The organism is Blastomonas sp. 34TW (assembly GCF_059803595.1).
Map to the genome: position 1 here is coordinate 375,981 of NZ_JAPFGW010000002.1, position 12,381 is coordinate 388,361.

Genomic DNA, 12,381 nt, shown 5'->3' on the forward strand with positions numbered 1-12,381 from the left:
CATGAGTAAAGTTATAGCCGGGGGCAAACCCGCCTTGTCATCGAGCAAGGAGCGGTCCCATGAAATCTTTCCCCAACAACGCAAAAGCGTTGCGTGCCACGCTTTTTCTGGCCTCAAGTGCTGCAGCCATCGCGATCGCGAGCCCAGCTTATGCCGATGCCACCGCGCCTTGCAACGCCAATGCCGGACCTGACGGGATCGCGGGGAACGCAGACGATGTGCCCGAAAGCACCGAATGCGGCGTGAATGCAACTGCGAGCGGCGCGGGCGCGACGGCGGTCGGCAACCAGAGCAGCGCGAGTGGCACGTTCAGCGTGGCCGTTGGCGCGCGCTCGGTATCGACCGGTGTCCAGTCTTCCGCGATCGGCCCGGCTGCATCTGCTTCGGGCAATTTTTCCACAGCGGTAGGGACGTTCGCCAATGCCTCGGGCCAGCAATCCCATGCCTTCGGCGATTCGGCGACGGCCTCGGCCAGCTTCGCCATTGCCATCGGGACGGCTGCCACATCCTCGTCGCAGAGCAGCATCGCAATCGGTGCCGGATCGACGACCACAACCGCCGGAACGACGCCCTCCGGTGCAGCGTCGCTGGGGACGGCAGTCGCTATCGGCAATGCCGCGCGGGCAACCCAGGAGGATGCGGTCGCGCTGGGTGACCTTGCCAATGCCTCCGGCTTTCATGCAACGGCGATCGGCGGTGAATCGGTGGCTTCGGGCGTAGGCAGCCAGGCCTTCGGCTGGCAGGCCAACGCCTCGGGGCGTACGGCAGTTGCCGTGGGTCATCAGGCGAATGCTGCCGGATTCGAGGCGACATCGGTCGGCAAGAGCACCCTGGCAGGCGGCGCCAACGCGACGGCGGTGGGCAGCCGCGCCAATGCTGCGGGGATCAGTTCGGTCGCGATCGGCAACGGCGCGGTGACGGCGGACGGCACGACGCCCTCGGGCGCGGCTTCGACCGGCACGGCGGTGGCGATCGGCAATGGCGCACGGGCCACGGCTGAGGATGCCGTCGCGCTGGGCGATCTTGCCAATGCGAGCGGTTTTCACGCGACCGCGATTGGCGGGGAATCGGTGGCCTCTGGCGTGGGCAGCCAGGCGTTCGGCTGGCAGGCCAATGCCTCGGGGCGCACCGCCGTTGCAGTGGGTCATCAGGCCAATGCTGCAGGCTTCGAGGCGACCTCGGTGGGCAAGAGCGCCCAGGCGGGCGGCACCAATTCTGCTGCGCTCGGCAGCCGGGCCAATGCGGCAGGCATCAATTCGGTCGCGATCGGCAACGGCGCGGTGACGGCAGACGGCACGACACCCTCGGGCGCGGCCTCGACCGGCACCGCGGTGGCTGTCGGCAATCTGGCGCAGGCCACGGCTGAGGATGCCGTTGCGCTGGGCGATCTGGCCAATGCGAGCGGTTTCCACGCGACCGCGATCGGTGGGGAATCGGTGGCCTCGGGCGTGGGCAGCCAGGCGTTCGGCTGGCAGGCCAATGCCTCGGGGCGCACCGCCGTTGCAGTGGGTCATCAGGCCAATGCTGCAGGCTTCGAGGCGACCTCGGTGGGCAAGAGCGCTCAAGCCGGCGGCGCCAACGCTTCGGCGCTGGGCAGCCGCGCCAACGCCTCGGGCGTGAACTCGCTTGCGGCGGGCAACGCGGCCGTATCTGCCGGCATCAACTCGGTCGCGATCGGCAACGGCGCGGTAACGGCAGACGGCACCACGCCCTCGGGCGCTGCCTCGACCGGCACAGCGGTCGCCATCGGCAATGCCGCACAGGCCACTGCCGAGGACGCCGTGGCGCTGGGTGATCTGGCCAATGCGAGCGGTTTCCATGCGACCGCAATTGGTGGGGAATCGGTGGCCTCGGGCGTCGGCAGCCAGGCCTTCGGCTGGCAGGCCAATGCCTCGGGTCGCACGGCCGTTGCGGTCGGGCACCAGGCGAATGCCGCCGGTTTCGAGGCCACCTCGGTCGGCAAGAGCGCGCAGGCTGGCGGGGCGAACGCGACGTCGGTCGGTAGCCGCGCCAATGCGGCAGGTCTCAATTCGGTCGCGATCGGCAACGGCGCGGTGACGGCGGACGGCACAACGCCCTCGGGTGCCGCCTCGACGGGCACCGCGGTGGCCATCGGCAATGGCGCGCGCGCGACGGCGGAAGATGCGGTGGCGCTGGGCGACCTCGCCAACGCCTCGGGCTTCCACGCGACCGCAATCGGCGGCGAATCGGTCGCCTCGGGCGTGGGCAGCCAGGCCTTCGGCTGGCAGGCCAATGCCTCGGGCCGTACCGCTGTGGCGGTCGGTCATCAGGCCAATGCCGCCGGGCTCGAGGCGACCTCGGTCGGCAAGAGCGCGCAGGCGGGCGGGGCCAATGCCAGCGCGCTCGGCAGCCGCGCCAATGCCGCCGCCGATAACAGCGTTGCCTTGGGCAATGGCGCGAGTGCCACGGCGACCAATGCGGTTGCGCTGGGCTCGGGATCGGTGGCCGATCGCGCAAATACCGTCTCGGTAGGGGCGGCGGGCGCCGAGCGGGCCATCACCAATGTTGCAGCCGGCACGGCGCTGACCGATGCGGTCAATGTCGGCCAGCTCAACGCGGTCGCCGCGACCACCACGGCCAATGCGGCACGGCTCAACTATTTCGCAGTCAACAGCACCCAGGCGGGAGCGACGGCAACGGGCGCCTCTGCCATTGCGGCGGGTGACAATGCCCGGGCTGAAGGGATCGACGCGCTTGCCATCGGCGGCGACGATGCCGGGACCGGCGCGCGCGCGATCGGCAATTCGACCGTGGCGATCGGCGGTGAGGCGGATGCCTTCGGTCCTGGAGCAACCGCCTTTGGCTGGCGCTCCAATGCCGATGCCGAGCGCGCGCATGCGCTGGGCCACCTTGCCAATGCCACGGGCGTGCGCTCGCTGGCGGTTGGTGAAGCCGCCAACGCGACCGCGCTGACCTCGGTCGCGGTCGGCAATCAGGCCAGCGCTACTGACGAGGATTCGGTCGCGATCGGCGATCTCGCCAATGCCAGCGGCTTCCACGCCACGGCGGTGGGTGGCGAATCGGTTGCATCAGGCCGTGGGGCGCAGAGTTTCGGCTGGCAGGCGCGCGCCTCGGGCGAACTGTCGCTGGCAGCGGGGCACCAGGCGCAAGCGACGGGCGTCCGCTCGACTGCCGTCGGCAAGAGCGCGGTTGCGTCTGCCGCCAATTCGGTCGCGATCGGCAACCAGGCCACGACCGACAGCGCCAACACCGCCTCGCTCGGCACGTCGGTCGCGATCGGCAATCTGGCCAGCGCAGGCGATGAAGACTCGGTTGCAATCGGCGACCAGGCCAATGCCTCGGGCTTCCACGCCACGGCGGTGGGCGGCGAAGCGGTAGCTTCGGGCCGGGGATCGCAGACCTTCGGCTGGCAGGCGCGGGCGACGGGCGAACTGTCGCTGGCGGTCGGGCATCAGGCGGTGGCGGGCGGCGTCCGCTCACTCGCCTTGGGCAAGAGCGCGACGGCAAGCGGCGATTTCTCGATCGCGATCGGCAATCTGGCTTCGACCGGAGCCTTTATCAACTCGGTCGCCATCGGCAACGGATCGGTCGCCACCGCGAACAACCAGTTCGTGCTCGGCGCGGCCAACCACAGCTATCGGTTCGCGGGCCTGGCGGGCATCGTTCCTGCCGGCCAGCAGTTCTTCCTGACGATCGATTCGGCGGGTAATCTGATCGCGGTCGCCTCCGCACCTCCGGGTGCGGGCATCGGCACGGGTGTCGACAGCACGCAAGTAGGCGTCGGCGCGCGGGCCAGCGCGGAAGATGCGGTGGCCGTGGGCAACAGCGCGGTGGCCAGCGCGGTCGATGCGACGGCCGTCGGCACCGACGCTCAGGCGTTGAGCCCCGGTGCCACTGCGATCGGTGCGGGCGCGATCGCCTCGGGCTCGACCGCCGTCGGCGCGGATGCACAGGCGCTCGGCGCGGGATCGGCGGCCTATGGCTCCAACTCGCGCGCGACCGGCGCACGCTCGATCGCCATCGGCGAGGATGGTGACGATGCCGATGGGCTGGGGGCCGTGGCATCGGGTACCGGCGCCATCGCCATCGGCAACGATGCCCGGTCGACCGGGGTCGAAGCGGTCGCCATGGGCCTCAGCGCTGCGGCCACCGCGCAATCGAGCACGGCCGTGGGTGGTCGTGCGCTTGCCACTGCCACCGCCGCCACCGCCTTTGGCTGGCGCGCCGAGGCACTGGCGGAACGCGCCACCGCGCTCGGCCATCTCGCCAATGCCAGCGGCGTGCGCTCGACCGCCGTGGGTGAGGCTGCAGCGTCTTCGGGTGATCTCAGCGTCGCGGTTGGCAACCAGTCGGTCGCCAGCGGTACCAACGCTGTCGCCATCGGCAACACGGCTATTGCCAGCGGCGGCGATGCGATCGCGATCGGCGGCAACCGCGACGGTGCCTCGGGCCGCGCGACCCAGGCCACCGGAGCCTCGACCACGGCGGTCGGCGGCCAGGCGCTGGCCACGGCCACGGCGGCCACCGCCTATGGCTGGCGGTCGGAAGCGACGGCGGAACGCGCGACCGCGCTCGGCCATCTTGCCGTGGCCTCGGGCGTGCGCTCGGTCGCGGTGGGTGAGGCGGCGATCGCCTCTGGCGCCGGTGCCATTGCCATCGGCAACCAGAGCTCGGCCGCGTTCACCAATTCGGTCGCTATCGGTAACGGTGCCACGGCCAACCGCGCCAACCAGATCAAGCTGGGAGGCACGGGAAGCTCGGTGACGATCGGCGATCTTGCTGCCAGCACCGCGGCGCAATCGGGCACCACCTCGATCGTTACCACCGATGCCAGCGGCACGCTGGGCGCAGGGCCTGCGGTGAGCAATTTCGCCACCAATGCGCAGGTCACCGCGCTCACCGGCCAGGTGAACACGCTGTTCGACCTGACCGAGATCAACCGGCGGGCGATCAACCGGGCCAACGAGGGCGTGGCGATGGCGCTCGCCATGGAATCGCCCGCACTGCCTGCAGGCACCAACTTTGCGCTGTCGGGCGGTGTCGGCTATTATGAGGACCAGGCCTCGCTGACCATGGCAATCACCGCCCGGGTCGGGGAGAATGCTTCGGTTTCCGCCGGTATCGGTACCGGCTTCAACAGCGGTTCGGTGGGCGCGCGCGGCGGCTTCCAGATCGCCTGGTAAGGACGGGTATGACAGGTTCGAACTTCTGGCCGGGGCGTCTTGTCCCGGCCTTTTTGCTTGCCGCTGCGGCGCTGGTTCTGCCCGGTGCGGCATCGGCTCAGGGTGCGCCCCAGGCCGCGCAGCCACCGATCTCGGTCGAACCGGTGCCGAGCGAGCTCGAACTCGCCAAGCTGCTCTGGTCGACCATGACGGCGGTCCACCATGCCAATCTTTCGGGCAATTATTCGGTGCTGCGCGATATTTCCTCGCCGGGCTTTCAGGTAATGAACAATGCCGCGCGGCTGGGCGAGATTTTCGCCAGCATCCGCGAAAGCCGGGTCGATCTATCCAACGCGCTGCTCCTCGCCCCCACCTACACTGAGCCGCCCTCGGTGGTGGAGCCGGGCGTGATCCGCGTGCGCGGCTATTTCGGCCTGCGGCCCACCGCGATCTTCTTCGATTTCTATTTCCAGTGGGTTGAGGGGCGCTGGCGGCTGCATGGCGTTTCGATCAGCCCGCAGGCGATCGCATCCGAGGAAGCGCCGGAGCGGGGGCGGACATCAACCCGCTGACCTGGGGCGCAATTCCCGCTTCCCCCCGCCCGCATCCGCGCGCATATAGCGCGCGGTTTTTCATCGTTCACAGGCTATCCCCATGAAGCGCAGATCCGGACAAGACCCCGCCATCACTAGCCGCTGGCGCCCCGCCACCCGCGCGATCCGCGGTGGCACCGCGCGCAGCGAGTTCGGCGAAACCTCCGAGGCGCTGTTCCTGACTTCGGGCTTTGCCTATGATTGCGCCGAGGATGCCGCCGCGCGCTTCAACGGCGAGCAGGACGGCATGACCTATAGCCGGTTGCAGAATCCCACGGTCGAGATGCTGGAAAAGCGCATCTCGCTCATGGAGGGCGCGGAGGCCACGCGCTGCATGGCGAGCGGCATGGCCGCGATGACCGCCGCCCTGCTTTGCCAGCTCCAGATGGGCGACCATGTCGTTGCCAGCCGCGCGCTCTTCGGATCGTGCCGCTGGCTCACCGACTCGCTGCTGCCGAAGTTCGGCATCGAGACCACGATCATCGACGGGCGCGAGCTCGACCAATGGGAGGCGGCGATCCGCCCGAACACCAAGGTGTTCTTCTTCGAAACGCCTGCCAACCCGACGATGGACGTGATCGACATCAAGGCCGTGTGCGAGATCGCCCGCGCCCACGGCATCGTGAGCGTCGTCGACAATGCCTTTGCCACCAACGTGCTGCAGCGGCCGATGGAATATGGCGCCGATGTCGTCGCCTATAGCGCGACCAAGATGATGGACGGGCAGGGTCGCGTGCTCGCCGGCGCGGTTTGCGGCACCGAGGATTTCATCACCAACACGCTGCTGCCCTTTACCCGCAATACCGGGCCGACGCTGAGCGCGTTCAATGCCTGGGTGGTGCTCAAGGGGCTCGAGACGCTCGACCTGCGCATCCGCCGCCAGAGCGACAATGCGCTGAAGGTCGCGCGCTTCCTTGAGGGCCGGGTGGAACGGGTCAACTATCCGGGCCTGGCAAGCCATCCGCAGCACAATCTCGCCATGGCGCAGATGGAGGCCGCAGGGCCGATCTTCTCGCTCTATGTCGGCGGTGGCAGGGCCCGCGCGCACGCGCTGCTCAACGCGCTCGAGCTGGTCGATATCTCGAACAATATCGGCGATTCCCGCTCGCTGATGACCCATCCCAGCTCGACCACGCACCACGGCCTGGGCGAGGAGGCGCGACTCGCGGTCGGCATTACCGAGGACATGCTGCGGCTCAACGTCGGGCTGGAGGATGTCGACGACGTGATCGAGGACCTGGACCGCGCGCTGGGCAAGGCGGGGCTGTAAGCCCCACTGGCCGCGCAGCACCCACCCCCATCCCCTCCCTTCCAGGGAGGGGAGCAGGCTGCGCAAACGGTTAAATCATGTGCGTTCCCCTCCCTGAAAGGGAGGGGTTAGGGGTGGGTGGGCGTCTGCAAAAACACCCTTGATCCCATCCGACCAAATTCACCGTTTACAGCCGTAGTCGAATCGATTACACCCGTAGTCGTATCTCCTGCAACAGGTGAAGGCGACTCGATGGCTCCCGAACGGATCAGTGATGCGGAACATGCGGTGATGGAGGTGCTGTGGCAGCGCGCGCCGCTCACCGCGACCGAGGTGGCGGACGCGCTGGCCGATGCGCGCGAATGGTCGTTGCAGACGGTCAAGACGCTGCTCTCGCGGCTCACCAACAAGGGCGCGGTGTCCTATGATCAGGACGGCCGCCGCTATCTCTACAGCCCCATTCTCGCGCGCGAAGACTATGTCGGCGATGAATCGCGGCGGTTGGTCGATCGGCTGTTCGGCGGACGCGCCGCGCCGCTTATCGCGCATCTGGCAGAACAGCAGAAATTCACGGCGGAGGACCTAGCCGAAATCGAACGGCTGATCGGGGAGTTGAAGTCATGATCGGGGAGTGGCTCGCATTTCAATCGCTTAGCGATTTTGCGCATGGGGTGGCCGGCGAGTGGCTGGTCGACACATTGATCGTCACCGCCGCGCTGATGGCTTTGGTGCTGGTGCTGCGTCGTCCGGTGGCGAAGCATTTCGGCGCGGAACTCGCCTATGCACTCTGGGCGATCCCGCTGGCGCGGCTGTTCATGCCGCCGCTGACCAGGACCATCGAGGTGAAGGTGAGCGCGCCAGCCGCGCCGGTCGCGACCGAGGCAGTCGAGAGTGCCGGAACCATCATCCCTGCGGCCATGGCGGCCCCCGCGGACGCGATGCCCGAGCCGAGCCTGGTGCAGACCCTGCTCGCCAATGCCGACTGGTTCGCAATCGGCGTGACGGTGTGGCTGTGCGGCGCGGCGATTTTCCTGATCGCGCAGCTTTCCGCTTATTTGCAGAACCGGCGTGAGTTGCTCGAGGATGCGGTCGAGGTCGCGCGCATTGATGATATCCGCGTGATCGAGATTGCGGGCATTTCCGGCCCCTTCGCCTTCGGCCTGTGGCAGCGTTATATCGCGCTGCCGATCGGCTTTACCCGCGATTACAACCCGGTCGAGCGCGAGCTGGCACTGGCACATGAACGCAGCCACCACCGCGCGGGCGACCTGTGGGCGAACTTTGCCGCGCTGGCGATGCTGTCGTTGCACTGGTTCAATCCCGTAGCGTGGATGGCCTGGCGCGCCTTCCGCTTCGACCAGGAAGCCGCGTGCGATGCGCGCGTGCTGCGCCGCCGCACCAGTGCCGAGCGCCAGGCTTATGCCCGCGCCATCGCCAAGGCGGCGACCGGCCAGACGCTGGCTTTTGCCAGCCCCTTGAACCCCAAGGACAAGATTGTCGAAAGGCTGAAGATCATGAAGCAGTCGGAAACCTCGAAAGGCCGCAAATGGCTGGGCGGCTCGCTGATCGGCGGCGGTCTTGTCACCGCGATGGCGATGACCGCAACGGTTAGCTATGCGGTGCAGCCGGTCGAGCCCGAAGCACCCGAAGCGCCGCTTGCGCCTGATGCTCCTGACGCACCGGCAGCGCCTGCGGCACCGTCGGTCAAGGTCGATGACGGCGTCTATGTCTACACGCTGCGCCGCGACGACGGGAAGAAGGTGGTGCTGCGCCTCAACCGTCCCGCGCGCCAGAAGGAGCTGGACCGCATGGCTGCTGACGCTGAGCGTTCGCGCGCCGATGCCGACCGTGCGCTTGCCGACGCCGATCTTGCGGTTGCCGAAGCCGATCGTGCCCGTGCCGAAGCAGATCGTGCCGCGGGCCAGGCGGCCTGGGCTGCAGCGGAAGCCAAGCGTGAAGGCGCACGGGCCAGCGCCTATGCGCAAGCCTCGCGGGTCATGGTGCGCCGGGGATCGCCGGGTGACAATGTGATCGAGCTGGGCGACAATCATACGCTGCGCATTCAGACCACCGATTGCGAAGGCAAGTCCAGGTCGGCGGCGTTCATGACGCAGACCGAAACGCGCAATGGCCAGGTGACCCGCACCAAGGTCGTGACCTGCGGCCAGGTCACGCCCGACGAGGCCGAGATCGCCGCGCAGATCGAGCGCGGCATGGCCGAGGGCCGCAAGTCGATGGAGCGTGCGCGCGCCGAAATCCGCCGCAACCCGAATCTGAGCGCCGAGGATCGCGCCGAAGCGCTGCGCGGCCTCGATGAAGGTCTGCGCGAAATGCGGGCTGGCCTGGCCGAGGCGCGCCGTCAGGTTCGCCGCGATGTCCGCCGCGACATGGGCGAGGTCCGGCGCGAGATAAGCCGCATTCCCGAGCCGCCCGAAGCGCCCGAGCCGCCCGCTCCGCCGGCGCGGACCTGGTAACCGCCGAGAACCGATCGGCAAAAGGGGCTGCGCGGCAAAAGTTGCGCAGCCCCTTTCGTTTCTGCGCCATCGGTGCCACCTAGGCCGCATGGAACTGCCTGCTGACCTGCCGACCGGCCTTGCCGAGCCGCTCGAACCGCTTGTCCGCCGCGTGCTCGCGGGCAACCCCTCGCCCTTCACCTATACCGGCACCCAGACCTATGTCGTGGGCGACGGCGCAGATGTCGCGGTCATCGATCCGGGTCCGGCGGATGAGGCGCATATCGATGCGATCCTCGCGACCGTGGGCGATGCCCGCATCGCTGCCATCATGTGCACGCACACGCACCGCGACCACAGCCCCGCCGCCGCGCCGCTCAAGGCCCGCACCGGAGCACCGATCATCGGTTGTGCGCCGCTGATCCTGTCCGACGATGGCCCGCGCGCCGACGAGGCGTTCGATACCACATACGCGCCCGACCGGGTGCTGACCGATGGCGAGCGCGTCTCGGGCACCGGCTGGACGATCGAGGCGGTGGCGACGCCTGGCCATACCAGCAACCATCTGTGCCTCGCGCTGGTCGAAAGCGACGCGCTGTTCACCGGCGATCATGTCATGGGCTGGTCGACCAGCGTCATCTCGCCGCCCGATGGCGACATGGCCGCCTATATGGCGAGCCTCGCCAAGCTGCAGGAGCGCTCCGACCGGATCTATTATCCCGCGCACGGGCCTGCGGTCGAGAACCCGGCGCAGCTGGTGCGTGGCATGATGGGCCATCGCAAGCAGCGCGAACGCCAGGTGCTGCGTCAGCTCGAAGCTGGCGCGCAGACCATCCCCGCCATGGTGCCCGAGATGTACAAGGGCCTTGATGCGCGGCTTTACGGCGCGGCGGGCCGTTCGGTGCTGGCGCATCTGATCGATCTCGAACATCGCGGCGCTGTGATGCGCGATGGCGAATTGTGGCGGCTGGTCGCAGGCGCGCCCAAGGCCGCAAACAGCGTTTCGTAAATCGCTGGTTCCGCGTTATGCTCCCGCCGGGTCCGGGGGGAGTCGAAACATGGCGGTTACCGGCGTTCTGCGACAACGTGCGGCTGCGGCCGAACCCTTTTATGCATGGTCGGCGACCATCATGGCGCTGCTCGTGGTCACGGGATTCAGCCTGCACCTCGCAATGGGGCGATCGACCTTTGCCGCACGCCCCCTGGTGCATGTGCATGGCATTGTCTTCATGGGCTGGGTGCTGCTGTTCACCGCGCAGGCCTGGCTGGCGGTGCAGGGACCGCATGGCGCACACCGCCTGCTTGGCCGCATCACCGCCGTCTGGGTGCTGCTGATGATGGCGCTCGGCTTCTGGATCACCATTGATGTCGTGCAACGCGGGATCACGCCGTTCTTTTTCCAGCCGCAGCATTTCCTGATCGCCAATCCGGTCAACCTGCTGATGTTCGGGTGCCTGATCGTCGCGGCGCTGCGGCTGCGGCACCAGCGCGACTGGCATATGCGGCTGCAGCTGTGTGCCATGGCGACCTTGCTCAACCCCGGTCTGGGTCGGCTGCTGCCGACACCCTTGCTGGTGCCCCATGCGTGGGAAATCCCCTTGCTGTGCGCCCTCATCTTCCCGCTGGCGGGGGTCGTTCGCGATCTGCGGCACGGCGTGCGCTGGCACCCGGCCTATCTCTGGGGCATGCTCGCAATCGTGCTACCCATCCCCGTCGTAAACCTGATCGCACAGACCGCTTTGGGCGATGCGATCTATGCCTGGACGGTCGCAGGGCATCCGGGCGAAGCCATTGCGGGTATGGCATTTCCGCCGCCGCCCCCCATGTAACGCGCCATCGACCATTTGCCCTTGGCCCGCCTCCCGTCTAGACAGGGGCGGAAGGGGTCATTGTTGCCCCGTGTTGAGGACCTGCCATGACTGCACAACCCCGCGAAAATCTCTCCGGTCTCGACCTGCGCGCCGAGATCGACCGGCTGCGCAAGGAGAAGAACGCGGTCATTCTGGCGCATTACTACCAGAAGCCCGAATTGCAGGATATTGCCGATTTCGTCGGGGATTCGCTGGAACTGTCGCGGATCGCGGCGGACACCGATGCGGACGTGATCGCCTTTTGCGGCGTCAAGTTCATGGCCGAAACCGCCAAGATCCTGTCGCCCGACAAGATCGTCGTGCTGCCGGACCTGGACGCGGGCTGCTCGCTCGAGGACAGCTGCCCACCGGACAAGTTCGCCGCCTTCCGCGCGCAGCATCCGGATCATATCGCGCTCACGTACATCAACTGCTCGACCGAGGTGAAGGCGCTGTCCGACATCATCGTCACCTCGTCCTCGGCGGAAAAGATCTTGAGCCAGATTCCTGCGGACCAGAAGATCATCTTCGGCCCGGACAAGCATCTGGGCGGCTATTTGCAGCGCAAGCTGGGCCGCGAGATGCTGCTCTGGCCGGGCGTGTGCATCGTGCACGAGGCGTTCAGCGAGACCGAGCTGCTCAAGCTCAAGGCGCAATATCCCGACGCGCCGGTCGCCGCGCACCCCGAATGCCCGGCCCACATTATCGACCATGCCGATATGGTCGGATCGACCAGCGCGATCCTGAAATTCGCCAAGGAAACGCCGAGCGAGGTGGTGATCGTCGCGACCGAGCCGCACATCATCCACCAGATGGAAAAGGCGGTGCCCGAAAAGACGTTCATCGGCGCGCCGGGCGCGGACGGCAACTGCAACTGCAATATCTGCCCGTACATGGCGCTGAACACGATGGAAAAGCTCTATGTCGCGCTGCGCGATCTGGAGCCGCGGATCGAGCTGGACGAGGAACTGCGCCTCCAGGCGAAGAAATCGCTCGACCGGATGCTCGAAATGGCGAGCAGCACGGTGGGGCAGGGCGATCTCGGTCGCCCCGATCTCGCGCATCAGGGCTGACCGGCCCCGGCGCCGCCGG

General features: G+C 67.6%; 8 protein-coding genes. All 8 read left to right on the forward strand.

Annotated elements, in window-relative coordinates; all coding sequences use genetic code 11:
• Positions 1 to 59 precede the first annotated feature (59 nt).
• The 8 genes from OPU69_RS04905 (at position 60) to nadA (ending at position 12,362) form a co-directional block, all read left to right on the forward strand.
• The gene (locus OPU69_RS04905; RefSeq protein WP_498509528.1) at positions 60 to 5,165 is read left to right on the forward strand and encodes a beta strand repeat-containing protein; all 5,106 of its coding nucleotides are present in this window, start codon (positions 60 to 62) and stop codon (positions 5,163 to 5,165) included.
• Between the two features lie 8 nt (positions 5,166 to 5,173).
• Entirely contained in the window at positions 5,174 to 5,716 is a 543-nt protein-coding gene (locus tag OPU69_RS04910) for a hypothetical protein (protein WP_060979979.1), read from the forward strand.
• Positions 5,717 to 5,798: 82 nt separating this feature from the next.
• Positions 5,799 to 7,007, forward strand: coding sequence for an O-succinylhomoserine sulfhydrylase (metZ, locus tag OPU69_RS04915; protein WP_060979978.1), 1,209 nt, complete (start codon positions 5,799 to 5,801; stop codon positions 7,005 to 7,007).
• Positions 7,008 to 7,238: 231 nt separating this feature from the next.
• Positions 7,239 to 7,610: a BlaI/MecI/CopY family transcriptional regulator gene (locus tag OPU69_RS04920; protein ID WP_060979086.1), complete on the forward strand. Its 372-nt coding sequence runs from the start codon at positions 7,239 to 7,241 to the stop codon at positions 7,608 to 7,610.
• Positions 7,607 to 9,460 carry a M56 family metallopeptidase gene (locus OPU69_RS04925; protein WP_060979085.1) on the forward strand — a complete coding sequence of 618 codons (1,854 nt, stop codon included), beginning with the start codon at positions 7,607 to 7,609 and terminating at the stop codon, positions 9,458 to 9,460. The genes OPU69_RS04920 and OPU69_RS04925 overlap by 4 nt, the downstream gene beginning before the upstream one ends.
• 88 nt (positions 9,461 to 9,548) lie before the next feature.
• Entirely contained in the window at positions 9,549 to 10,448 is a 900-nt protein-coding gene (locus OPU69_RS04930; protein ID WP_498509529.1) for an MBL fold metallo-hydrolase, read from the forward strand.
• Positions 10,449 to 10,497: 49 nt separating this feature from the next.
• Entirely contained in the window at positions 10,498 to 11,268 is a 771-nt protein-coding gene (locus OPU69_RS04935; protein ID WP_498509530.1) for a hypothetical protein, read from the forward strand.
• An 86-nt stretch (positions 11,269 to 11,354) separates the two neighbouring features.
• Positions 11,355 to 12,362 carry a quinolinate synthase NadA gene (gene nadA, locus OPU69_RS04940; protein WP_060979082.1) on the forward strand — a complete coding sequence of 336 codons (1,008 nt, stop codon included), beginning with the start codon at positions 11,355 to 11,357 and terminating at the stop codon, positions 12,360 to 12,362.
• Positions 12,363 to 12,381 lie beyond the last annotated feature (19 nt).

What these genes read in the sequence shown, in the direction of transcription:
- metZ (WP_060979978.1), top strand. Translation starts at nt 5,799, where the DNA reads ATGAAGCGCAGATCCGGACAAGACCCCGCCATCACTAGCCGCTGGCGC.
- OPU69_RS04925 (WP_060979085.1), top strand. Translation starts at nt 7,607, where the DNA reads ATGATCGGGGAGTGGCTCGCATTTCAATCGCTTAGCGATTTTGCGCAT.
- OPU69_RS04910 (WP_060979979.1), top strand. Translation starts at nt 5,174, where the DNA reads ATGACAGGTTCGAACTTCTGGCCGGGGCGTCTTGTCCCGGCCTTTTTG.
- OPU69_RS04930 (WP_498509529.1), top strand. Translation starts at nt 9,549, where the DNA reads ATGGAACTGCCTGCTGACCTGCCGACCGGCCTTGCCGAGCCGCTCGAA.
- OPU69_RS04920 (WP_060979086.1), top strand. Translation starts at nt 7,239, where the DNA reads ATGGCTCCCGAACGGATCAGTGATGCGGAACATGCGGTGATGGAGGTG.
- nadA (WP_060979082.1), top strand. Translation starts at nt 11,355, where the DNA reads ATGACTGCACAACCCCGCGAAAATCTCTCCGGTCTCGACCTGCGCGCC.
- OPU69_RS04935 (WP_498509530.1), top strand. Translation starts at nt 10,498, where the DNA reads ATGGCGGTTACCGGCGTTCTGCGACAACGTGCGGCTGCGGCCGAACCC.
- OPU69_RS04905 (WP_498509528.1), top strand. Translation starts at nt 60, where the DNA reads ATGAAATCTTTCCCCAACAACGCAAAAGCGTTGCGTGCCACGCTTTTT.